Raw genomic sequence first — 23,148 nt, forward strand, 5'->3', positions numbered from 1 at the left:
CGCGAACCGGGAGCTGTGCGGCGCCCTGCCGGGGACGGCGCACGAGGGCGCGCGGCCGGCGCCGGCCGCAGGCGGTTCCGCGGTCGGGGCGCGACCGCCGTCCGCACGGCCGAGGGCCGTTCCCGGTGACGGGGACCGGCGGGGCGACCGCGTCCGGAGCCCCCGCGGAGCAGTCCCGGCAGGTGGACGGCCCCGCACCGGCCGGACGGTGGTCGGCCCGGAGCCGCCTCCGCTCCACCCCCGCCTGTTACCCTCCCGCGGTCGGGGTGGCGACACCGCTCCCCGCCGCCCCGCTGAGAGGATGCGTCCATGCGCCCGCCCGCCGCCCACCGCCCCGAACCGACGCCTCCGGAGCGGCCCCGCGCGTCCGCCGCCCGCGACCGCTCCCGGCAGACGTCCGCGGCCCGGTCCCCCCGCCACCTCCGCGCGGCCTCCACCGCCACGCTCGTCCTCGCGGCGTCCGCCCTGGTGGCGGCGCCCGCGTCCGCCGCGGAGTCCCCGTCCGTCCCCGCACCGCCCGGTCGGCACGAGGTCCGGTTCGCGACGTTCAACACCGCCCTGGAGCGCCCCGCGCAGGGGGCCCTGGCGGCGGAGCTCGCCACCCCCGACAGCGAGCAGGCCCGCAACGTGGCGGAGATCATCCAGCACGTGCGGCCGGACGTGCTGCTCGTCAACGAGTTCGACCACGACGAGGAGGGCGAGGGCGCCCGCCTGTTCCAGGACAACTACCTCTCCGTCGGCCAGAACGACGCGGAGGCCATCGACTACCCGTACGTGTACACCGCGCCGGTCAACACCGGCGTCCCCTCGGGCGCGGACCTCGACGGCGACGGCGCGGCGGTGACCGAGCCGGGCAGCCCGGGCTACGCCGAGGACGCGTTCGGCTACGGCGCCTTCCCCGGGCAGTACGGGATGGTCGTGTACTCGATGTACCCGATCGTCACCGACCGGGTGCGCACCTTCCGGACCTTCCGGTGGGCGGACATGCCGGGCGCGCTGCTGCCCACCGACCCCGGGACCGGCGAACCCTACTACTCGGAGGAGGCGCTGGAGGTCCTCCGCCTGTCCTCCAAGAGCCACTGGGACATCCCGGTCGACACGGGGTCGGGGCGCCCGGTCCATCTCCTGGCCAGCCACCCCACGCCTCCGGCCTTCGACGGCCCCGAGAGGCGCAACGTCCTGCGCAACCACGACGAGATCCGCTTCTGGGCGGACTACGTCACCCCCCGCGCGGGCTCCTACATCTACGACGACGAGGGCGGACGCGGCGGCCTGCCCGTCGGCGCGCCCTTCGTCATCGCGGGCGACCTCAACGCCGACCCCGACGACGGCGACGGCCACCCCGACGCCGTCACGCGCCTGCTGGACCATCCGGGGATCACCGACCCGCGCCCCGCCAGCCAGGGCGGCAGGGGCGCCGCCCAGCGCCAGGGCGGCGCCAACGACGTCCACGTGGGAGAGCCCGACCTCGACAGCGCCGACTTCGCGGACGAGCCGGGCCCGGGGAACCTGCGCGTGGACTACGTGCTGCCCTCGCGGATCGTCCCGGTCCGCGCGTCGGGGGTGTTCTGGCCGACCGTGGACGACAGGCTCTTCCGCCTGACCGGCGACTACCCGTTCCCCAGCTCCGACCACCGCCTGGTCTGGGTGGACCTGGTCCGCCCCTGAGCCGTCGTCCCGCTCGGGCGGGGACCCGCGGAGGCGGAGCAGGCCGGGTCCGGGGCGCCGCCCCGTCCGCTCACGCCCGCGGGTCCGCCGCCCCCGGGTCATGCGTGGCCTCCTCCTCCGCGGCGGCGAGCCCGGCGCTGATGACGCTGTCCATGATCGCGGCGATCCGGTCCGGGCCCAGCCGCGGGGCGTGCCGCGCCATCCGCTCGACGAGGGCGCGTTCGCGGCCCATGTCGCGGCCGGCGAAGTAGCCGACCGGCTTGAGCCGCTGCACCTGGGCCGCGACCAGGGCACGGCGTTCGAGGAGTGCGGCGAGCTCGGCGTCCATGCGGTCGATGCGTCCGCGCAGCAGGGCGATCTGCCCCTCCGGCGTGGACGGGGGCACGGCGGGCGGCGGTGTCGTGGGTGCTGGCTGCGGGGCGGCGGACGGGTGGTGCACGGTGCCTCCAACGGGATGTGATCCACGGATGCGGTGCGGCCGTACGTCCCGAGGGAACGGGTGTGACATGTGCGGGGCGTCGGCCGCCCGGAAAACGAAAGAGCACCGGGGCTCTCCGCCCGGGTGCTCTGCTGCCGACGTTCCCTGTTCCGCCTACGTCGAAGCGGCCGACGGGTACGTCGGCTCGCTAAAGACATGCTGGCGGTGGGTCACACCGGTCATCCTACCGTGTCCCGTCCGCACGGGGACGGGGCGGCCCGTACCGGAGTACGGGCCGCCCCGGGGGCCGTGGCGCGGACGTCCGTCAGGGCACCTCGACGCGCACCATGAGGGCGGTCGCCTCGGCCGTGACCTCGCCGTTGACGCGGATCTCACCGCTGACGTAGACCTTGCGCCGCTCGGTTCCGGTCACCCGCGCGACGACCTCCAGGGGGGTGAACAGCGGCGTGGGCTTGCGGTACTCGACCTCCAGCTTGGCCGTGAGGCCCGGCGAGGTCGCGATCGACGAGGCGGTGCCGACGGCCTGGTCGAGCATCGCGGCGATCCAGCCGCCGTGGACCAGCCCGGGCGGCCCCTGGTAGACGGTGTTGAGGGTGACCTCGCCGCGCACGCCCTCCTCGGTCCGGTCCAGGAGCAGCGGCGGAGCCGCGGGGTTGGTGTCGCCGGAGACCACGTTGGTGATGGTCCCGTACTCGGTGTCGCCGCCCTCCAGCTCGCGCTCGACCATGGTGCCGATCTGGCGGCGGGCGACGTTGAGCCTACCGGTGATGCCCTCGACCGTGGCGGCCGCCTCGGCGAGGGTGTCGGTGTCGACCTCGGTGTTGGCGACGGCGTCGACGAGGTCGTGGACACGCGCCACGAGGGAGCGGAGCTCGGCGGGGATCTCGGTGTGCTCGACCACGGGGAGGCCGAAGGCCCGGGGGTCCGGCCGTTCGGCCAGCGGCTGCGTGTTGACCGTCATGTGTTCCTCGTCGAGTCGGTGTGTGCACGGGTGACTGGGGGCACCAACGTCGAACCGAATCCTACTCGGTAGTATTCCGGCGAAACCCCTCCAACCCGTGCGCTCCCCGTCACACCGAACGGAGACGGGGAGCACCCGCCACGGCGTCAGTCCAGGTCGCGCACCATGTGCAGATGGGGGATCCCGGCGTCCAGGAACTCGTCCCCGTGCGCCGTGTAGCCGAGCCGCGCGTAGAACCCCAGGGCGTGGGTCTGCGCGTGCAGCTCCACCCTCGCGAGCCCGCGTTCGCGTGCCCTGTCCTCCACCGCCCGGACCAGCAGCGCCCCCGTACCGTTCCCCCGCCCCTTGGGCAGGACCGCCAGCCGCCCCAGGAGCCCCGCGCCGTCGCCCTGGTCCACCAGTCGGACCGTGCCCACGGGTACGCCGTCGCCCAGGGCGAGGAAGTGGTCGGCCGCGGAGTCGCGCTCGTCCCACTCCTCCTCGACGGGAACCTGCTGCTCGGAGACGAACACGGCGCCCCGGATGACGAACACGGCGGCACGGTCGCGCTCGTTGCGTGCCAGACGGATCTCGGTCGTAGTCATCCCCGAAGGTTAGCCGCGCGCGGCGGCCGGTCCGTCCGGAGGGCGCCTAACCTGTGGGTATGGGCATGCCCAGCACCACACACCCCGGCGTGGACGACCCGGGCACGGAGAGCGCGAGGTACTGGCGCTTCTCCGGGCTGCCCGGGACCGAGCTCCTCACCGCTCGCTTCGTCACCACCTCGTTCACCCGCCACACCCACCCCACCTACACCATCGGGGTGATCACCGCCGGCATCGAGGAGTACTCGCACCCCGGAGGCAAGGCGCGCGTGGGCCCGGGAGGGCTGGCGGTGGTCGCCCCCGGTGAGGTGCACACCGGCCACGCCGGGATCCCCGAGGGGTGGAACTACCGCGTGTTCTACCCCTCTCCCGAGGTCATGGTGGACATCGCCCGCGAACTGGGCATGCGCGGCACCCCGGTGTTCACCGAGTCGGGCATCCACGCGCCCGAGGTCGCCAGGGTGCTGGCCTCCGCCCACGTGGCGGCCGAGCACGGCGACCGCCTGACGTCCTCGGCCCTCGCCCGGCGGGGCCTGGGCATGCTGCTGAGCTCCCACGGCAGGGAGAGGGCCGTCGAACCCGCCCCGCACGCGGCGCGCCCGGAGGTGGCGCGGGCCAGGGAGGTCCTCTCCGCACGGCTGCTCGACCCGCCGACCCTGGACGAACTCGCCGCCCAGCTGGGGATCGGACCGTTCGCCCTGTCCCGGGCCTTCCGGGCCGCGTACGGCCTGCCCCCGCACGCCTACCTCAACCAGGTGCGGGTGGACCGGGCCAGGGCACTCCTGGTCGCCGGACGCCGGTTGGGCGAGGTCGCGGCCGAGGTCGGGTTCGCCGACCAGCCGCACCTGACCCGCCACTTCAAACGCCACCTGGGCGTGCCGCCCGGCGCCTACCAGCGCGCCCTGCTCACGTCCTGACCGGCCGCGTCCGCACACCCGCCGCGCACGGTCGGCACCCGGGGGCTCCGGGCACGCCACCCGGCGCCCCGCGACGGCGGCCGTCTCCTGCCGGTCCCGGGCCCGTCGGCAAGAACGTTCAAGACGGAGCGCGCCCCGCTCCCTAGCGTGGGCGACGTGAAATCCTTCTCTCTCCGCGCCCCGCTCCGCTCGGCGGCGGTGCGCGACAGCATGGGGATCGGCGTCGCCGTGGGCGCCGCCGGTCTCGCGTTCGGCACCGCGGCGGTGGCCGCCGGGCTCTCGCCCGCCCAGTCCGTGTTCATGAGCCTGTTCATGTTCACGGGAGCCTCGCAGTTCGCCCTGGTCGGGGTGATCGCGGGCGGCGGAAGCCTGGTCGCCGGGGTCATGGGCGCGCTGCTCCTCGGCGCCCGCAACACGCTGTACGGACTCCGGCTGGCGGACCTGCTGGGGTGGCGGGGCGCGCGCCGCGCGCTCGCCGCGCACGGGGTGATCGACGAGACCACCGCGGTCACCCTGGCCCAGCCGGACCGGGAGTCGGCGCGTACGGCGTTCGTCACGACCTACGCAGTGCTGGGCTTGTTCTGGGTGGCCACCACCCTGGTGGGTGCGCTGGCGACGGAGCGTGTGAGCGACGTCGATGCGTTCGGACTCGACGCCGTGGGCCCGGCGATCTTCCTCGCGCTGCTGTGGCCGCGGCTGCGCGAGGGCGGCGGCAGGACCTGGCTGATCGCGGTCGTCGGAGCTGGGCTGGCGCTGGCGGCCACCCCCGTGCTCCCGCCCGGGGTTCCGGTGCTGCTGGCCGCCTCCGCCGCGCTGATCGCGCTCGCCGACCGGTCCCCCGCACCGCCCGCCGCTCCCGGCTCCGAGCCCGGCTCCGGGTCGGGCACCGGCTCCGGCGCCACCGCAGAGGAGGCCCGGTCGTGACCCTGTGGACCGCGCTCGTCGTCACCGCCGTCGGCTGCTACCTCCTCAAGTACGCGGGCCTGGCCGCCCCCCGGAAGCTGCTCGACAACCCGTGGCTGCGGCGGTTCGCGACCGCCGTCCCCCTCGCCCTGCTGGCCGCGCTGATCGCGGTGGAGGCGTTCCGCGGCGAGGGCCAGGCCCTGTCCTGGGACACCGCGCGGATGGGCGGTCTGGGGGCCGCCGTCCTCGCCCTGGTCCTGAGGGCGCCGTTCCTGGTCGTGATCGTCGCGGCCGCGGCCGTCACGGCCGGTCTGCGCGCGCTGGGGCTGTGACCCTCCGGGGGCCGGGCCCGCGTCCCCGGTCCCCGGGGCGCCGCCACCGCCACCGCGCGGCGCCGCCGGATCGGCCCCGCACCACCGTCTCCCGCCTCCGCGCCCGTCCTTGACCGGCCCGTGACCGCCTGTCAGAGTCGGCCGCATGCGCCTGGCCGATCCCGGGCGCGCCGAGTGGACCTTGCGACGATGGAAGGGATCCCACCCCCATGGCCACAGCCGCCGACCGCACCCCCTCACCCACCGACACCGCCGCCCACGCGGTGGTGGAGGTCCTCGCCTCGGCCGGGATCAGACGGTGCTACACCGTCCCCGGGGAGAGCTTCCTCGAACTGGCCGACGCCATCGACCAGCACCCCCTGATGCGCCTGGTGTCGACACGGCACGAGAACGGCGCCGGATTCATGGCGGAGGCCGAGGCCAAGCTGACCGGGGTACCGGCCGTGGCCGCGGCCACCCGGGGGCCCGGCGCGTCCAACCTGGCGGTGGGCGTGCACACCGCGATGCAGGACTCGACCCCGATGATCGTGTTCCTCGGGCAGGCGGAGACCGACCGGCTGGGCCGGGAGGCCTTCCAGGAGGTGGACCTCACCGCGTTCTACGCCCCCATCACCAAGTGGTCCACCACCGTGCACCGGGCCGACCGGCTCGCGGAGGTGACCGCCAGGGCGATCCGCGTCGCGACCACCGGCCGCCCCGGACCGGTCGCGATCGCGGTGCCCGGCGACCTGTTCGGGGTGCGCGTGGGACCGCAGGCCCCGCCCCGGCCGGCGGTCGTGCCGCGCCCGCCCCTGGGAGGGGAGGCCAGGGACCGGCTGGCCGCGTGGCTGACCCGGGCGGTCCGCCCGGTGATCATCGCGGGCGGAGGCGCCCGCGCGGCCAGGGAGGACCTCGTCCGGGTGGCCGAGCGCTTCGGCGCCGGGGTGTACGCCTCATGGCGGCGCCAGGACGTGTTCCCCAACGACCACCCGCTCTACCTCGGCCACCTGGGACTGGGGTGCCCGCCCCCGGTCCTCAACGCCCTGTCCGAGGCGGACGCTGTCCTGGTGGTCGGGTGCCGGATGAGCGAGACCACCACGCAGGGGTACCGGCTTCCCGACCCCGAACGGTCCCGGGTCGCGCAGATCGACATCGATCCCGGACAGGTGGGCGCCACCGCCGACCTGTGGTTCGGGGCGGTCGCCGACGCCGGTGAGGCGTTGCGGGAGCTGGCCGGGGCGCCGGTGCAGGCGCCCTACCGGGACTGGAGTTCGGCCCGCCGGGTGTGGGTGGACAGCACGGTCCCCCCGCCCCACTCCGCGGACCACGCCGGTGCGGGGATGCACCCGTGGGCGGTGGTCGCGGGCATGCGCGCGGCCCTTCCCGAGGACGCGCTGATCACCAACGACGCCGGCAACTTCGCGTCGTTCCTGCACCGGGGCTGGTGGTTCCGGCACCCCTCCACCCAGCTGGCGCCCACCAGCGGGGCCATGGGCTACGCCGTGCCCGCGGCGGTGGCGGCCAAGATCGCCGCCCCCGGGCGGACGGTGGTGGCCGTGGCCGGTGACGGGGGCGCGCTGATGACCGGCCAGGAGCTGGAGACGGCGGTGCGGGAGGGCGCGGCCGTGACCGTGGTGGTGTTCCAGAACGGGCTGTACGGCACGATCGCCATGCACCAGGCGCGGGAGCTGGGGCGCATAGCGGGCACGCGGATCAGCGGCCCCCTCGACCTCGCCGGGTACGCCCGCTCGCTGGGCGCGCGGGGTGCGACCGTCCACACCCGGGAGGAGTTGGAGAAGGCGCTGGCGGAGGCGGTCGGCTCGGACCTGCCGACGCTGGTCGACGTCCGGACCGACCCCGAGGTGATCAGCCCGTCCGCGACCCTGTCCGGGCTGTTGGGCGGGGACCGGTAGCCCGCACGGGCCCGCCCCGTCGCCCGGCCGGGCGGCGGGACGGGGCCGCTCGTCACCGGCCCGTCCGCCCCGGGGGACGGACCGCCCGGGCGTGGCCGCGGGGCCTCCGACGGGCGGGCAGGGGCCTCAGTCCCCGTAGGCGCCGGCCGCGTCGCGCAGTGCGCGGACGGCCGCACGGATCGCCGGGCGGCGTGAGGCGTCGGTGCGCCAGAACACGTACACCTGGCGGACCAGTGCGGGCTGCACCGGCACCACCCGTACCCCGTCGGGCAGGGGACCGCGTCCCAGCCGGGGCATGACGGCGGCGCCGATCCCGGCGGCGATGAGCGCCAGCTTGGTCTGGTGCTCCTCGACGTTGTGGATGACGCGGGGCTCGCCGCCCCGTGCCCGGATCATGCCGTGCAGCCAGTCGTCGCAGATCGACCCCCGTGACCAGCTGATCCAGGGCAGGTCGAGGATCTCCTCCGGTTGGAGGAGTTCGCGGTGCGCGAGGGGGTGGTCGGCGGGCAGGGCGATGTCGCCGACGTCCTCCATCAGCGGCGCCCGGCTCATCCCCGCCGGCAGGACCAGTGGCGAGCCGACCCAGTCGATGACCATGGCGAGGTCGGCGTCGCCCCTGGCCATGGAGGGCAGGCTCTCGTGGGGCTCCTCCTCGTGGAGCTCCACCTGGAGGCCCGGGTGCGCGTCGCGCAGGGCGGTGAGCGCGTGGGGCAGGAGGCCCCGGACCGCCGTGGGGGTGGCGCTCAGGCGCAGGTGGCCGGTGACGTCGTCGCGGTGCGCCTCCAGGTCCGCCTCTGCGCGGTGGACCAGGGACAGGATCTTCGCTGTGTGCTCGACCAGGAGTTCGGCGGCGTCGGTGAGGCGGACGCCCCGGCCGTTGCGTTCGACGAGCGGCTGCCCGACCTCGCGTTCGAGCTTGGTGAGCTGCTGGGAGACGGCGGAGTTGGTGACGTGGAGGGCTTCGGCCGCGGCGCTGAGGGAGCCGTGCGTCGCGATGGTGTGCAGGACCCGGAGGCGGTCGACGCTGAGCATGTAAGCAACCCTAACCTCCGAGTTAAGAAATACGAAGTGGACCTAACACATCGGTGCGGGATAGAAACATCCCATGACCGCCGTCCTCTCCGCCGCGACCAGATCCGGCACCCCGTCACGCCTGCTCTCCGACTGGCGCGCCAAGTTCGTCCTCCTCGCCCTGATCTGGGGCATGAGCTTCCTCTTCATCAAGGTCGGGGCGAGCGCCCTCTCCCCGATGCAGCTCGCGCTCGGCCGCATGGCCGCGGGCGCGCTCCCGCTGCTGGCGGTCGTCCTGCTGCGCGGCGGACGCCTCCCCACCTCGCCCCGGCTGGTGGGGCACATGTTCGTGGCGGCGCTGCTGCTCAACACGATCCCCTTCACCCTGTTCGGGTACGCCGCACAGCTGATCCCCTCCGCGCTGATGGGGATCGTGAACGCCTCGACCCCCTTGTTCGGGGTGGTGTTCTCGATGGTGCTGCTCTCGGACGAGCGCCCCGACCGGGAGCGGATCCTCGGGCTCGGCGTCGGCTTCCTCGGCGTGCTCACCGTGTTCGGGGTGTGGAACTCGCTGGGGGAGGTGACCGTCAGCGACCGCGACTCCCTGGTCGGCATGCTGTTCGTCGTGGGCGCGACCGTCTGCTACGGCATCGGCACGCCCTACCTGCGCCGCTTCGTGGCGGGCAGCTCGCACGGGGCACTGGAGCTGAGCTCGTTGCAGCTGCTCCTCGGCTCCCTGCCGCTGGTGCTGCTCGTCCCGGCGTTCACCGAGGCTCCCACGGGCGTCACCTGGCAGGTGGTGGCGTCGGTGGCCGTCCTGGGCGTCCTCGGCACCGGTGTGGCGTACATCCTCCAGTACGCGGTCGTCCGGGAGGCCGGGGCGACCGTCGCCACCACCGTCACCTACGTGGCGCCGGTCGTGGCGATCACCGCGGGGATCGTGCTCATGGGCGAGACCCTGACCTGGAACCAGCCCCTGGGCGCGGTGGTCGTCGTCCTGGGCGCCGCCCTGTGCCAGGGCGTCCTGCGCACCCGCCACGTCACGCCGCCTGGGCCGCGGGGCTGACGGCGCGCGAAGGGGCGGCCGGGACGAGCCCGGCCGCCCCTTCGCGGAGTGGCGCCCTCAGTCCTCGCGCAGCGCGTCGACCGCCGCTTCGAGGTCGGCCGGGTAGGTGCTGGAGTACTCCACCGGACGGTGCTCGGTGGGGTGCTCGAAGCCCAGCCGGACGGCGTGCAGCCACTGGCGCCGCACGCCCAGCCGCTCGGCCAGGGTGGGGTCGGCGCCGTAGAGCAGGTCGCCCACGCACGGGTGGCGCAGCGCGGCCATGTGCACCCGGATCTGGTGGGTGCGGCCCGTCTCCAGCTTGATCTCCAGGAGGCTGGCGGCCCGGAAGGCCTCCTGGGTGTCGTAGTGCGTCACCGACGCCCTGCCGCCCGCGACCACGGCCCAGCGGCCGTCACCGGCCGGGTGCCGGTCGATGGGCGCGTCCACCGTGCCCCGGAGCGGGTCCGGGTGCCCCTGCACCAGGGTGTGGTAGCGCTTGTCGACGGTGCGCTCCTTGAACGCCCGCTTGAGCACGCTGTAGGCGGTCTCGCTCTTGGCGACCACCATGAGCCCGGTGGTGTTGGCGTCCAGCCGGTGCACGATGCCCTGGCGCTCGGCGGCGCCGCTGGTCGCCAGCTGCACACCGGAGGCCAGCAGGCCCTCCAGCACGCTGGGGCCCGTCCAGCCGACCGTCGGGTGGGCGACCACGCCGACGGGCTTGTCCACCACGATGATGTCGGTGTCCTCGTGCACGATCCGCATGCCGGGGACGGCCTCGGGGCGCGCCACGGGCGCGGTGGGGGGCGGCGGGAGGGTGATCTCCAGCCACGCCCCGGCCTGGACCCGGTCGGACTTGCCCGCCTCGGATCCGTTGACCAGCACGCTGCCGTCGATGATGAGTTCGGCGGCCCTGGTGCGGGACAGGCCGAACAGACGGGCGATGGCCGCGTCGAGCCGGTCGCCCTCGAGCCCGTCGGGCACGGGCAGGCTGCGTGTGTCGCTCACTGGCCCTTCCCTTCGGTGGTGTCGTCCTCGTCGGGCCCGGCGCCCTCGCCGTCCTTCTTCGCGGGTTCGTCCTCGACGAAGCTGCCGTCCAGGTTGAGGCCCTTGAAGGTCAGCACCACCACCAGGCAGGCGCCGACGACCACGCACGAGTCCGCGATGTTGAAGACCGGGAAGTTCCCGACGCTGATGAAGTCGACCACCGCGCCGTGGAACGGTGCGGGATCCCGGAAGAACCGGTCCAGGAGGTTGCCTGCGGCTCCGCCCATCATCAGGCCGAGCGTCAGACCCCACCAGCCGCTGCGGACCCTCAGGCCCATGTACGCGATGGCGATGACCACGACGCTGGCGATGCAGGTGAACACCCAGGTGAAGTCGGTGCCCATGGAGAACGCGGCGCCGGTGTTGTACACCAGCGTGAACTGGAGGAGGCTGCCGATGACGTCGACGCGCTCACCCTGGTGGAAGGTCGCCAGGACCCACTCCTTGGTGAGGAAGTCGACGACGATCGCGGTGATCGCGACCAGCAGCAGGAGAAGGTACCTGCGCGGGCGGACCCCGGTCTGGTCGGTCGTGGTCATGTTGCTGTCCCCGGGGGGCTCTACCTCAGTCAGCGACGCTCCTCGCGCTGTTTGCAGGTGACGCACAGGGTGGCGCGCGGAAAGGCCTGAAGTCGTGCCTTACCGATGGCCAGGCTGCATGACTCACAGACCCCGTAGGTTCCCGCGTCCATCCGTTCGATCGCCCGCTCGCTCTTGGAGAGCAGGTCACGAGTATTGTAGGCCAACGCCAGATCATGTTCGCGCTGGAAGGTCTTCGCCCCGGCGTCCGCGGGGTCGTCCCCGGCGCCGTCCACGGGGTCGGTGAGCCGCTCGGCGAGCGCGTCCTCCGTGTCCCGGACCTCCCGCCGCGCAACGTCGATCTCCTCCTCCAACCGGCGCCGGACGCCGGTCAGCTCCTCCGTGGTCCAGGGGTCCTCCCCCGGCAGGACCGGCAGCCCGGAGGCTTCGGTGGCCTTCATCGCATTCCCCTCCCCCGACGCTTCGGCACTCTCCCCCGGGACCCGCTGATCCGCGGGTCCCTCCCCTGGGCGGTGCCGCGAGTGGTGCCGCGAAGCCTAGGCAATCCCCTGGTCCAAGGCAATGATCCGGACGGTGCGCCGCCCCGGCGCGGGCCGCGCGGGAGGGGAGGCCCGCCGCGGCGGCCCCTACTCGGCGGCGGCGAAGCCGCCGTAGTCCTCGGCCAGCGCCGCCAGGTGGGGCTCGTCGAACACGGCCGGCCCCCCGTGGGGGCCGGTCAGCACCTCGATCACCCAGTCCGCGTCCTCGGCGTCGTCCTCACCAGCGAGCATGTCCCGGTGCACGCGGCACGGCTCGTAGCCCTGCTCCAGGAGCTGCTCGGCCAGCTCCGTCGCGTCGTCCTTGTCGGACAGGGTCACCAGGACCGCACCCCGCACGTCCTTCGCCACAACGGCCCCCTCGTTCCCCGAGCGCACGGCGGAAGCGCCGCGCTGCGTTATCCTGACTGCAGGTGTCGATGGGGACGAGTAGTGCTGGCCCCGACCGGACGGACCACAGCCTAGAAGGCCTGGACCGGCCAAGCGACCCGGGGGCGGTGCGAGCCCGGGGGCACGACCAGCACGAAGATCACCCCTGAACCGCCGGAGGAACGGGCCCGTCCGCGTGCGCGGCCCCAGTAGAACCGGCACAGAGCAACGAAGTGGGACCCCCGACCCCCGCACGGCGGTGCGGTCGCGGTCCAAGGAGGGTGGTACCGCGGGGCCCGTGCCTCGTCCCTCCGTCAGGAACGACCCTGATGGAAAGGTACGACGGTGGCCAACGACCCCCGGCCCGCATCCCGAGCACTGCCCCAGCTTCCCGCGCAGATCGACCTGCCGGCCATGGAGCGCGACGTCCTCGGCCGCTGGTCGAAGGATGACGTCTTCCAGCGCTCGCTCGACCAGACCCGCGGCGGCCCCAACTGGGTCTTCTACGAGGGCCCGCCCACCGCCAACGGCCAGCCCGGCGTCCACCACGTCGAGGCCCGCGCGTTCAAGGACGTGTTCCCGCGCTTCCGCACCATGCGCGGCTACCACGTCGACCGCAAGGCCGGCTGGGACTGCCACGGGCTGCCCGTGGAGGTGGCCGTGGAGAAGGAGCTCGGCCTCTCCGGCAAGAAGGACATCGAGGCCTTCGGCATCGCCGAGTTCAACGACCGCTGCCGCGAGTCCGTGCTCCGCAACGTCGACGCGTTCACCACCATGACGGAGCGCATGGGCTACTGGGTGAACATGGACGACGCCTACCGCACCATGGACCCCCAGTACGTGGAGTCGGTCTGGTGGGCCCTCAAGCAGATCTGGGACAAGGAACTCCTGGTCCGCGACTACCGGATCAGCCCGTACTGCCCGCGCTGCGGCACGACCCTGTCCGACCACGAGCTCGCCCAGGGGTACGAGACCGTCACCGACCCGTCGGTGTACGTCCGCTTCCCGGTGACGTCCGGACCGCTCGCCTCCCCCGAGCACCCGACGTCGCTGCTGGTGTGGACGACCACTCCCTGGACGCTGGTGTCCAATACCGCCGTGGCCGTCCACCCGGACGTGGAGTACGTGGTCGCCACCGACGGCGACGAGCGGCTGGTCGTGGCCCGGCCGCTGTTCGAGAAGGTCCTCGGAGAGGGCTGGGAGCTCACGGGCGAGAGCTACGAGGGCGACGAGATGGAGCGCTGGACCTACCAGCGGCCGTTCGACCTGGTGCCCTTCGACGAGCCCGCCCACTACGTGGTGCTCGCCGACTACGTCACCGTCGAGGACGGTACCGGCCTCGTCCACCAGTCCCCCGCCTTCGGCGCCGACGACATGCTCGTGTGCCGGGCCTACGGCCTTCCCGTGGTCAACCCGGTCCGCCCGGACGGCACCTTCGAGGCCGGCCTGCCGCTGGTCGGCGGGGTGTTCTTCAAGGAGGCGGACAAGACGCTGGTCCGCGACCTCAAGGACCGGGGGCTGCTCTTCCGCCACCAGGCCTACGAGCACTCCTACCCGCACTGCTGGCGCTGCCACACGGCGCTGCTGTACTACGCGGTCCCGTCCTGGTACATCCGCACCACCGCGGTCAAGGACGAGCTCCTGGCGCAGAACGCCCTCACCAACTGGGTGCCGGAGAACGTCAAGGAGGGCCGTTTCGGCGAGTGGCTGCGCGGCAACGTCGACTGGGCGCTGTCCCGCAACCGCTACTGGGGCACCCCGCTGCCGATCTGGGAGTTCCCCGACGGGCGCCAGATCTGCGTGGGCTCCCTGGAGGAGCTGGGCCGCCTCAGCGGCCAGGACCTGTCCAACCTGGACCCGCACCGGCCCTTCGTGGACGACATCGTCATCCCCGACCCGGACGCGGACCCGTCGCTGCCCGAGGAACAGCGGGTCGCACGCCGCGTCCCCGAGGTCATCGACGCGTGGTTCGACTCCGGTTCCATGCCGTTCGCCCAGTGGGGCGCGCCCCACCAGAACGAGGAGACCTTCCGGGAGAACTTCCCGGCTCAGTACATCTCCGAGGCGATCGACCAGACCCGCGGGTGGTTCTACTCGCTGCTCGCGGTGAGCACCCTGGTGTTCGGCCGCAACTCCTTCGAGAACGTGGTCGTGCTCGGCCACATCCTCGCGGAGGACGGCCGCAAGATGAGCAAGCACCTCGGCAACGTGATGGAGCCGATCTCGGTGATGGACAGGCACGGCGCCGACGCGCTGCGCTGGTTCATGCTGGCCAGCGGTTCGCCGTGGACCGCCCGCCGGGTCGGCGACTCCGCCCTGGAGGAGATCGTCCGCAAGGTGCTGCTGACCTACTACAGCACCGTGTCGTTCTTCACCCTGTACGCGAACGCCGGCGACGGCTGGGACCACTCCCGGCTGGCGGACGCCCCCGCCCCCGAGGACCGCCCGCTGCTGGACCGGTGGCTGCTCTCGGAGCTGAACGAGGTCGTCAGGGACGTCACCGAAGCGCTGGACTCGTTCGACACCACGACCGCCGGGCGCCGCCTGACGGCCTTCGTCGACGACGTGTCCAACTGGTACGTGCGCCGTTCCCGCCGCCGGTTCTGGGGCGGGGCGGACACCCCCGAGGGCGCCTCCGCGTTCGCGACGCTGTTCGAGGCCCTGGAGACCGTCACCCTGCTGATGGCTCCGATCGTGCCGTTCCTGACCGACCACGTGTGGGCGTCGGTGCGCCGGCCGGACGCCCCGGAGTCGGTGCACCTGGCGTCGTGGCCGCAGGTGCGCGAGGACTTGGTCGACACGGACCTGTCCCGGCAGATGGCGCTGGCCCGCCGCCTGGTGGAGCTGGGCCGGTCGGCCCGCGTGGACTCGGCCGTGCGGACACGGCAGCCGCTGGCCCGCGCCCTGGTGGGCGCTCCGGGCTTCGCGGACCTGCCGGAGCAGCTGCGCACCCAGGTCTCCGACGAGCTGAACGTGGAGTCGCTGGTCGCGCTCTCCTCGGTCGGCGGCGACCTGGTGGACTACATCGTCAAGCCGAACTTCCGGGCGCTGGGCAAGCGGTTCGCCAAGCGCACCCCGCTGGTGGCCAAGGCCATCGAGGCGGCCGACCCCGCGTCACTGGTCGAGCAGGTCCGCGCCAGCGGCTGGGCCCGGGTCAGTGTCGAGGACGAGCCCATCGAGGTCAGCTCCGACGAGCTGCTGGTGACCGAGCAGCCCCGCGAGGGCTGGGCGGTGGCCTCGGAGTCCGGTGAGACCGTCGCCCTGGACCTGGAGCTCACACCGCGCCTGCGCCGCGCCGGTCTGGCCCGTGAGATGGTCCGCATGATCCAGGACGCCCGGAAGAAGAGCGGCCTGGACGTGTCCGACCGGATCGAGGTGTGGTGGTCGGCCACGGACGAGGTCACCGAGCTGGCGCTCGCCGAGCACCGTGAGGCGATCGCCGGCGAGGTGCTGGCCGACGCGTTCGTCGCCGGGGAGATGGCCAGGGACCTGCACACCACCTCCTCGGAGGAGTTCGGCGTGTCCTTCGGTTTCCGCAGGGCCTAGCGTGCGCCCGGCCCGGTCCCGCCCTCCGGGGCGACCGGGACCGGGCCGGGAACGCGGACGGGCGCCGCTCCCCTTGGGGGGGGGCGGCCGTCCGCGTGCGACAGGAGTCAGTGGACCCTGTCGGAGTCCTTGTCGTCGTCGAGGTCGCCGTCCCCGTCGAGGACGGCCTCGGAGGAGACGGCGTGGTCGTCCCCTGCCTCCTCGGGCCGTACGGCCGGCTTCCCGTCGGTGGCGCCGCCCGTCGGGCCGTCCGCCCCGTCACCGTCGTCCTGGGGCCCCGGACGGACGAACACCGCGGTGGCGTCGGGGTCCGAGGCGTCGGCGACGGCGCCGCCGACGGGGACTCCGTCCTCGCCGTCCCGGTCGACGCGCTCGGCGACCGCGCCGCCGTCCTCGGGCTGCGGGAGCCGGTAGGTGAACGCGGACGTCCGGCCGGTGTCCTCGGCCTGCGCGCCGTCGCCCGCCCCGCCCACCTCTTCGGGCTCCTCGTCCGCGTCCTCGCTCCGGTCCGGTACCCGGTAGGCGAAGCCGGGCGCGTCCTCGGAGGCATCGCCGTCGGAGGCCCCGACGGCGGGGGCGTCGTCGTCCGGCACGCCGGACTCCGCGACGACCGCGTCGGCGCCTTCGGTGACGGCCGCGGACACCAGGGTGTCCTCGTAGTCCTCGTCGGGCTCCTGCGCGGCCTCCGACCAGGTGTCGTTCGCGTCCGCCCGGACGTCCGTGTCGATGCGGACCGCGGTGTCGGCGTCCGTGACCGCGTCCGTGACCGCGTCCGTGTCCGTGTCCGTGTCCGCCGAGGATGCCCGGTCCGCCCCGGAGAAGGCGTGCTCCCACTCCTCCACCGGCTCGCCGGTACCGTCCGCACCGGTGTCCGGAGCGTCGTCGGCGGTCCCGTCGGCCGTGACCGCGGGCTCCGCACCGCTGCCGGACACGGGGGCGACGGGGGCCGCGGAATCGTCCTCGTCGCGGTCGGCGCCGGTCTCCGAGTGCTCCACGACCGGTACGGTCTCCGCGGTCTCCGCGGTCGCCACGTCGTCCGCGCGGGCGCCCTCGTCGTCCTCGGTCGGGTGCATCGCCGCACCCGCTCCGGTGTCGTGTTCGGAGGGTTCCGCGTCGTCGTCCGCCGGGTCGGTCCCGTCCCCGTCGCGGGGAATCCGGTAGGCGAACGCCCCGGTGTCCGGGGGCTCGTCCGCGGGGACGTCCTCATCGGAGTCCGCGACCGCCGCCGCCAGGGCGGGTCCGTCCTCGGGAGAGGAGGCCTGTCCGGGAATGCTGTAGGAGAAGGGAGCGGCGGCCGACTCGGGCTCGCCGTACTCCGCGTCGAGGGGTCCGACGGGGGACGCGGCCTTCTCGTCCTCGCCGGTCCGGTCCGGGACCTCGGAGACCTCGACCGTGTCCTGCGCCCCGGAACCCGGTCTCCCGAACGTCCATTCCTCGGACGCGGGACCGGCTCCGCCGTCCTCCGCCGGGGTGTCCCAGCGGGCGGTGGTCTCGTCGGGGACCTGCGGCGCCGTGTCCGGTTCCGGCCACTCGTGGGCGGTCGGGGTCTGCCAGCGCGGGACGTCGTACTCCGGCTCCCCGTGCCCGGGGTCGTCCGCGACCGGGGCGGTCCAGGCGGGTGTGTCCGCGGGGGCTTCCCGTACCGGCCCGTGGGCCGGTACGGGAACGCGCCCTGCGTGCTCCGGTTCGACGTGCGGGCCCGTCGCGGTCGCCGCCGTCATGGCGGCACCGGTCGGGACGGACGACTTCCCCAAACCGTCCGTTCCGGGGCGACCCGTCCTGCTCTCGACGAGGCGTCCCTGGATGGCGCTCCCCAGGAGGAGGAGCACGCTGACGCCGGCCAGCCCGAGTGCGATGTACACCAGGACAGTCTCGGCGAAGACCAGGGCAGCCGCGATGACGGCGATGGCCGCCAGCACCGCCACGGTTGCGAGGATGCTAAGGATCACGGGTCGACCAGGGCCTTTACACGTGTGGTATCCGGAGTCTTCAGTTGTTCGGAGCCGAATGCCGCTGGTGGTCAGCGACGCTCGTGCGGAGCCTCACCCGGGTGGAAGCCACCGTGCTGGGCGGGTTCGGGCTGACCGAACGGGTTGCCGCCGGGGCCGTGCTGGAGCGCAGGCGTGCCGGCGGTCGGGGGTGCCATCGTCTGGAAGCCGCCCGTGGTGTTCGGGTTCGGCTCGACCGGCTTGCCCTCTTCGTTGAGCTCGCGCAGCTGACGCTCGAAGTAGTCCTTCAGGCGGCTGCGGTACTCGCGCTCGAAGTCCTTGAGCACGTTGACCTTGTGCTCCAGCTCCTCGCGCTGCTGCACCAGGCTGCCCATGACCTGACGGTGGCGCTCCTGCGCGTCGCGGTCGAGGTTCTCCGACCGTGCACGGGCCTCACCGATGATCTGGTCTGCCTGACGGCGGGCCTTGCCGAGGATGTCCTCGGACTCGTGGCGAGCGCGGCCAAGGGTCTCGTCCGCCTCCCGGCGGGCGTCGGAGATCGCCTGGTCGGCGGTCTGCTGGGCGAGGGCGAGGACGCGGGCGGCCGTGTCCATGTTCTCCTCACCGCCCATACCCATGTTCGCCCCAGTCATCTGCATCTGCTGCTGCTGCACGGGGGGCTGCGGCTCGACGGCCTGCGGCGGCTGCACGGGCTCCGGACGCATCTGCTCGTGCTGCGGCTCCGGCGCCTGGTCCTGGGGCTGCTGGAAGTCCTGCATACCGGCGTTGGGCACCTTGCCCCGCAGGCACTCGGCCAGCTTGCCGCGCAGTTCCTCGTTCTCCTGGATCAGGCGGTCGAGCTCGGACTCGACCTCGTCGAGAAAGGCGTCGACCTCCTCTTCGTCGTACCCGGGTCGGAGCCGGGTCGTACTGAACTGCTTGTTCCGCACATCGGCGGGTGTCAGCGGCATGTTCGTCTCCTTGGCGCGCTTGGAGTCTGTCCGTAGGGACGCTACCTGATCGTGACCTTACGGCAATCCAGATCATGACCAAGACCACATAACGGAACCGGGGCCGTGTTGCTTGCCCCTGTTCCCTTTCCCTGCTAGGCGAGGCTCCCGATGAGAGCCATCAAGATCCACACGATGATGAAGAGGACCAGCACACTCAGGTCGAGTGCGATGCTTCCCAGTCTCACCGGCTTGATGAACCGTCGCAGGAACCTCAGTGGCGGGTCGGTGATGGTGTACACGATCTCCGCGAGGACGAGGACGAACCCTGTGGGCCGCCACGTCCGGGCGAAGGACTGCACCATCTCCAGGACCACCCTCGCGATCAGCACGAAAACGAACAGCTGGAGCGCGAAAAGCAGCACTGTGACGACGATACTCACGGTCGTTCCCCGACCCAATCTCTGGACAAATGTGATGGTCTAGCTCTGATTGAAGAACCCTCGCTCGGCGATCCGGGCCTTGTCTTCGGCGGTGACCTCGACGTTGGCCGGTGACAGCAGGAACACCTTGTTGGTCACGCGTTCGATACTGCCATGCAGACCGAAGATCAGACCAGCCGCGAAGTCGACGAGACGCTTGGCGTCGCTGTCGACCATCTCGGTCAGGTTCATGATCACCGGTGTGCCCTCCCGGAAGTGCTCTCCGATCGTACGCGCCTCGTTGTAGGTGCGTGGATGGAGCGTGGTGATCCGAGCGAGGTCGGCGGTTGAGGCTGTCGTTGTCGTTCCACCGCGTCGTTCACCTGTGGCCAGGTAGTCGCCGGTGTCCGTCACTGCACTGCCCCGTGTTTCCTCGCCCCGTGGAGTGTCTGCATCGCGGTCGCGCTGCTCCTCCACGGCCTCGTCGAAATCGTCGAACTCATCATATTCGTCCGCATAGCGGTGATCGTAACGGTCGTCCTCCACGAGGCCGAGGTAGACCGCCATCTTGCGCATCGCGCCGGCCATCTCATGTCCTCCGTCGTCCCCGCGGCCTTCACCGCAGCCGACTCCTCCGTACTGGCCGTCATCCCCGCGTTCCACGGGGTGGGGCACCCTTTCGGGCGAACTCCACAGACGGGTTCCAAGGTCTATGTGGGGACATTACCCCACGATCGGTCCCCGGTTGCCGAGCAACGCCGTACCGAGTCGCAGGTGTGTCGCGCCTCGCCCGATCGCCGCTTCGAGGTCCCCGCTCATCCCCGCCGAGATCACCGTCGCCCGAGGATAACGATCACGAACACGTCCCGCCACATCGCGGAGCCGGGCGAAGGCGGCGGACGGGTCGCCCTCGCGGGGGGCCACCGCCATCACACCGCCGAGGGTCAGCGCCTCGTGCTCCTCGATGTCGGCGGCGAGCGCGAGCGCGTCCTCCGGGTCGACTCCCCCGCGCGGTCCGATGACACCGGCCCGCGAGTCGTCGTCGAGGTTGACCTGGACCAGGCAGGTGAGGCCGCGTCCGGCGGCAGCCGCCCTGTCGCCCAGCGCGCGGGCCAGCCGAGCCCTGTCGACCGAGTGCACGACGTCGGCGTAGGAGGCCACGGAGCGCGCCTTGTTGGTCTGCAGCTGTCCGACGAAGTGCCAGGTCAGTCCGAGGTCGGCGGTCTCGGCGGCCTTCGGGGCCGCTTCCTGGTCCCGGTTCTCCCCGACGTCGCGGACGCCGAGGGAGGCGAGAATCCGCACATCGTCGGCCGGATAGGTCTTGGTGACGGCGACCAGCGACACCTCGTCGGGGCTGCGACCGGCCTGCTCACAGGCCCGTTCGATCCTGGCCCGCACGGCCGCGAGGTTGGCGCGGACCTGCTCGACGCGAGCGGGGTCGACGTGTGACACGGTGTTCCTTCTCTTTCCCGGTGGGGTGGATCCCAGGATTCGGATGTGAATCGTGGGGGGCACGGTGCCAACGTATCGGTCGCGGGACCGCGGGGAGGGAACGTTGCCCGGTGATCACGGTGGTTCCGGGAACCATCCCGACGGCCCAGTGCGACAGTCAGGCCCGCCAGATGAACGAGGCGAACCGCCCGGTCGGAGCGCCGCCCCGGTGGGAGAACAGCTCCGGGCTCTCCAGGGTGCAGCGGCCGTCGGCCCGGATGTCGGCGACCCCCGCCCGCCGCAGCTGCGCGGTGACGGCTGCGAGCATGTCCACACCGGTGGTGCCCCGCCGGGTGGTGGAGACCGCCTCGGGGGTGTCCCGGGCCGTCTCGGCCTGCAGCCCCGGGGGCACCTCGTAGCACTTTCCGCAGATGGCCGGGCCGAGGAACACGGTGATCCGGTCCGCGCGGGCCCCCTGGGCGACCATCGACGCTACGAGGTTGGCGGCCACCCCGTTCGCCGTTCCGAGGCGGCCCGAGTGCGCCGCCCCCAGGACCCCGGCGTCCCCGTCGGCGGCCAGGACCGGCAGGCAGTCGGCGGCCATCGAGGCCAGGACCAGGTCGGACCGGGTCGTGACGACCCCGTCGCAGGTGCCGACTCCGCCGGGCGCGTCCGCGACGAGCACGTCGGCGCTGTGCACCTGGTTCATCCACACGACCCGGTCGATGTCGAACCCCAGGCCCTCGGCGGCGGTACGCCGGTTGGCGAGCACCGGCTCCCGCGCGTCGCCCGACCCCAGGCCCAGGTTGAGCGAGTCGTAGGGCGGGGCGCTCACACCGCCGTGCCGTTCGGTGACGGCGGCACGCACACCGTGCCCCAGATCGATGACGTTGCCCATCCGTGTGACCGCGGTCCTTCCCTCGGCCCGCCGGGGAGGGGACGGCGCGCGCTTCCCCCGGGGGCGGCGACGGCCCCGCCGCATGGGTCGGGGCCGCTGACACGTCGATGGTACCGGGACCGTGGTCCGCTGCTTCGGGAACGTCGCTACTTCAGGAACTCCGGCACGTCCAGGTCGTCCGGGTCGTCGAAGATGACCCGGCGCCGGGGCGTGGGCACGTCCCCGCGGCGCTCGGCGGTGGAGTCCGAGACGGCGTGGATGTGGCTGGTCTGGGCCTCCTCGCGCTGCGCGGGCTCCTCCTCCCGCTCGTCGGCGGCGCGCTGCTCCTCTGCGGGCTCCGCCGGGGCGGGCGCCTCGTAGGAGGAGTAGGACGCCGAACCGTGGGCCGGGGTCTCCGAGCGCGGGTCGACCGGGGCCTGCTCCTGGCGGACGGGCTCCGGCTCGGCCGGGTACTGGACCGGCGGCATCTGCGGCGGCGTCGCCTCCGGCTCGGGCTGGACCGGACGGGACGGCGTGATCCACGGCATGGAGGAGGTGGCCGACGCTCCGCTCGCGTCCGCGGAGGAGGACGCCGCCCTGGTGGGCTGCTCCCTGCGGGACGTGACGCCGCCGGTGGGGGCGACGGCCTCAGGAGGGTCCACGGGCTGGCGTTCCCGCACCACGGGACCGGTCACCTCGGGCTCGTCGAATCCCGCCGCGATGACGGTGACCCGCACCTCGTCGCCCAGGGCGTCGTCGATGACGGCGCCGAAGATGATGTTGGCCTCGGGCGCCGCCGAGTTCGCGACGAGCTGGGCCGCCTCGTTGATCTCGAACAGGCCCAAGTCGGAGCCGCCCTGAATGGACAGCAGCACACCGTGGGCGCCGTCGATGCTCGCTTCGAGCAGCGGTGAGGAGATGGCCATCTCCGCGGCGGCGACCGCCCGGTCGTCCCCGCGTGCGGAGCCGATGCCCATCAGTGCCGAACCCGCGCCGGACATGACCGACTTGACGTCGGCGAAGTCCAGGTTGATGAGGCCCGGCGTGGTGATCAGGTCGGTGATGCCCTGTACACCGGAGAGCAGGACCTGGTCCGCCGCCTTGAAGGCGTCCAGCACGCTGACCTGGCGGTCGGAGATGGACAGCAGGCGGTCGTTGGGAATCACGATGAGCGTGTCGACCTCCTCGCGGAGCATCGCTATGCCCGACTCGGCCTGGGTCGCGCGCCGCTTGCCCTCGAAGCCGAAGGGGCGGGTGACCACACCGATGGTGAGGGCTCCCAGTGAGCGGGCGATGTTGGCGACGACGGGAGCGCCCCCGGTTCCGGTGCCACCGCCCTCACCAGCGGTGACGAAGACCATGTCGGCCCCCTTGAGGACCTCCTCGATCTCCTCCCGGTGGTCCTCGGCCGCCTTGCGGCCGACATCGGGGTTGGCTCCGGCTCCCAGACCGCGGGTGAGCTCTCGGCCGACGTCGAGCTTGACGTCGGCGTCACTCATCAGCAGCGCCTGGGCATCGGTATTGATGGCGATGAACTCGACGCCTTTGAGCCCCTCTTCGATCATTCGGTTGACGGCGTTGACACCGCCGCCGCCGATGCCGACGACTTTGATGACCGCGAGGTAGTTCTGCGGTGCTGCCACGACGAGGGGCCTTTCCGCTCGCATACGCCGTACCGTCGACGCCTCCGGCGGCTCTCGCCACCCGGATACGCCTCCGGACCGGCATCCGGTTCTACAGTGTGCGTTTCGGGT

Annotated in this window: 22 protein-coding genes; 7 read left to right on the top strand and 15 right to left on the bottom strand. The window is 72.7% G+C overall.

Going from position 1 to position 23,148, the window contains the following annotated elements; genetic code table 11:
- Positions 1–309 precede the first annotated feature (309 nt).
- The gene (locus tag Q8791_RS14895) at positions 310–1,668 is read left to right on the top strand and encodes an endonuclease/exonuclease/phosphatase family protein (protein ID WP_330092293.1); all 1,359 of its coding nucleotides are present in this window, start codon (positions 310–312) and stop codon (positions 1,666–1,668) included.
- Positions 1,669–1,738: 70 nt separating this feature from the next.
- Here the strand turns inward: Q8791_RS14895 and Q8791_RS14900 are convergent, their stop codons facing one another.
- The 3 genes from Q8791_RS14900 to Q8791_RS14910 all read right to left on the bottom strand — a co-directional run bounded on the left by Q8791_RS14900 (position 1,739) and on the right by Q8791_RS14910 (position 3,652).
- Entirely contained in the window at positions 1,739–2,053 is a 315-nt protein-coding gene (locus Q8791_RS14900; protein ID WP_330092375.1) for a chorismate mutase, read from the bottom strand.
- 358 nt (positions 2,054–2,411) lie between these two features.
- A complete protein-coding gene (locus Q8791_RS14905; protein ID WP_330092294.1) occupies positions 2,412–3,068 on the bottom strand; it encodes a PaaI family thioesterase in 657 nt (218 codons plus the stop codon).
- A gap of 146 nt (positions 3,069–3,214) precedes the next feature.
- Positions 3,215–3,652 (bottom strand): GNAT family N-acetyltransferase, encoded by a 438-nt coding sequence (locus Q8791_RS14910; protein WP_330092295.1) that lies wholly within the window; start codon positions 3,650–3,652, stop codon positions 3,215–3,217.
- 65 nt (positions 3,653–3,717) lie between these two features.
- Between Q8791_RS14910 and Q8791_RS14915 the strand changes: the two genes are divergently transcribed.
- From Q8791_RS14915 to Q8791_RS14930, 4 genes are all read left to right on the top strand, one after another.
- Positions 3,718–4,569, top strand: a complete 852-nt coding sequence (locus Q8791_RS14915; RefSeq protein ID WP_330092296.1) for an AraC family transcriptional regulator — start codon at positions 3,718–3,720, stop codon at positions 4,567–4,569.
- Positions 4,570–4,767: 198 nt separating this feature from the next.
- Positions 4,768–5,493, top strand: coding sequence for an AzlC family ABC transporter permease (locus Q8791_RS14920; protein ID WP_330092376.1), 726 nt, complete (start codon positions 4,768–4,770; stop codon positions 5,491–5,493).
- Positions 5,490–5,804 (top strand): AzlD domain-containing protein, encoded by a 315-nt coding sequence (locus tag Q8791_RS14925; RefSeq protein ID WP_330092297.1) that lies wholly within the window; start codon positions 5,490–5,492, stop codon positions 5,802–5,804. The genes Q8791_RS14920 and Q8791_RS14925 overlap by 4 nt, the downstream gene beginning before the upstream one ends.
- A 209-nt stretch (positions 5,805–6,013) precedes the next feature.
- Positions 6,014–7,696, top strand: a complete 1,683-nt coding sequence (locus Q8791_RS14930; RefSeq protein WP_330092298.1) for a thiamine pyrophosphate-dependent enzyme — start codon at positions 6,014–6,016, stop codon at positions 7,694–7,696.
- Positions 7,697–7,822: 126 nt separating this feature from the next.
- On the opposite strand, the gene Q8791_RS14935 is transcribed toward Q8791_RS14930, so the two are convergent.
- Entirely contained in the window at positions 7,823–8,728 is a 906-nt protein-coding gene (locus tag Q8791_RS14935; RefSeq protein WP_330092299.1) for a LysR family transcriptional regulator, read from the bottom strand.
- A 73-nt stretch (positions 8,729–8,801) separates the two neighbouring features.
- Here Q8791_RS14935 and Q8791_RS14940 point away from each other — a divergent pair, with 73 nt between their 5' ends.
- Positions 8,802–9,773, top strand: a complete 972-nt coding sequence (locus Q8791_RS14940; RefSeq protein ID WP_330092300.1) for a DMT family transporter — start codon at positions 8,802–8,804, stop codon at positions 9,771–9,773.
- A 57-nt stretch (positions 9,774–9,830) separates the two neighbouring features.
- Here Q8791_RS14940 and Q8791_RS14945 read toward each other — a convergent pair whose 3' ends face one another.
- From Q8791_RS14945 to Q8791_RS14960, 4 genes are all read right to left on the bottom strand, one after another.
- Positions 9,831–10,757: an RluA family pseudouridine synthase gene (locus Q8791_RS14945; protein ID WP_330092301.1), complete on the bottom strand. Its 927-nt coding sequence runs from the start codon at positions 10,755–10,757 to the stop codon at positions 9,831–9,833.
- A complete protein-coding gene (gene lspA, locus Q8791_RS14950) occupies positions 10,754–11,335 on the bottom strand; it encodes a signal peptidase II (RefSeq protein WP_330092302.1) in 582 nt (193 codons plus the stop codon). Before lspA ends, Q8791_RS14945 begins: the two co-directional genes overlap by 4 nt.
- Before the next feature lie 29 nt (positions 11,336–11,364).
- Positions 11,365–11,775: a TraR/DksA family transcriptional regulator gene (locus Q8791_RS14955; RefSeq protein WP_330092303.1), complete on the bottom strand. Its 411-nt coding sequence runs from the start codon at positions 11,773–11,775 to the stop codon at positions 11,365–11,367.
- Positions 11,776–11,961: 186 nt separating this feature from the next.
- The gene (locus tag Q8791_RS14960; protein WP_330092304.1) at positions 11,962–12,222 is read right to left on the bottom strand and encodes a hypothetical protein; all 261 of its coding nucleotides are present in this window, start codon (positions 12,220–12,222) and stop codon (positions 11,962–11,964) included.
- Positions 12,223–12,585: 363 nt separating this feature from the next.
- On the opposite strand from Q8791_RS14960, the gene ileS reads away from it, so the two are divergent.
- Complete coding sequence (gene ileS, locus Q8791_RS14965; protein ID WP_330092305.1) at positions 12,586–15,786, top strand: isoleucine--tRNA ligase; 3,201 nt, start codon at positions 12,586–12,588, stop codon at positions 15,784–15,786.
- Positions 15,787–15,893: 107 nt separating this feature from the next.
- Here ileS and Q8791_RS14970 read toward each other — a convergent pair whose 3' ends face one another.
- The 7 genes from Q8791_RS14970 to ftsZ form a co-directional block, all read right to left on the bottom strand.
- Positions 15,894–17,735 carry a hypothetical protein gene (locus Q8791_RS14970; RefSeq protein ID WP_330092306.1) on the bottom strand — a complete coding sequence of 614 codons (1,842 nt, stop codon included), beginning with the start codon at positions 17,733–17,735 and terminating at the stop codon, positions 15,894–15,896.
- A gap of 71 nt (positions 17,736–17,806) precedes the next feature.
- The gene (locus Q8791_RS14975; RefSeq protein ID WP_330092307.1) at positions 17,807–18,685 is read right to left on the bottom strand and encodes a DivIVA domain-containing protein; all 879 of its coding nucleotides are present in this window, start codon (positions 18,683–18,685) and stop codon (positions 17,807–17,809) included.
- Positions 18,686–18,819: 134 nt separating this feature from the next.
- Positions 18,820–19,107, bottom strand: a complete 288-nt coding sequence (locus Q8791_RS14980; RefSeq protein ID WP_330092308.1) for a YggT family protein — start codon at positions 19,105–19,107, stop codon at positions 18,820–18,822.
- Between the two features lie 39 nt (positions 19,108–19,146).
- A complete protein-coding gene (locus Q8791_RS14985; RefSeq protein ID WP_330092309.1) occupies positions 19,147–19,674 on the bottom strand; it encodes a cell division protein SepF in 528 nt (175 codons plus the stop codon).
- Positions 19,675–19,809: 135 nt separating this feature from the next.
- Positions 19,810–20,538 carry a YggS family pyridoxal phosphate-dependent enzyme gene (locus tag Q8791_RS14990; protein ID WP_330092310.1) on the bottom strand — a complete coding sequence of 243 codons (729 nt, stop codon included), beginning with the start codon at positions 20,536–20,538 and terminating at the stop codon, positions 19,810–19,812.
- Between the two features lie 157 nt (positions 20,539–20,695).
- On the bottom strand, positions 20,696–21,415 hold the full coding sequence (gene pgeF, locus Q8791_RS14995) for a peptidoglycan editing factor PgeF (protein ID WP_330092311.1): 720 nt from the start codon (positions 21,413–21,415) through the stop codon (positions 20,696–20,698).
- Positions 21,416–21,561: 146 nt separating this feature from the next.
- Positions 21,562–23,037, bottom strand: a complete 1,476-nt coding sequence (gene ftsZ, locus Q8791_RS15000; protein WP_330092377.1) for a cell division protein FtsZ — start codon at positions 23,035–23,037, stop codon at positions 21,562–21,564.
- Positions 23,038–23,148: the final 111 nt, after the last annotated feature.

Origin of the sequence: Nocardiopsis codii, assembly GCF_036327455.1 — a bacterium.
In the GTDB taxonomy this organism is placed as follows: domain Bacteria; phylum Actinomycetota; class Actinomycetes; order Streptosporangiales; family Streptosporangiaceae; genus Nocardiopsis; species Nocardiopsis codii.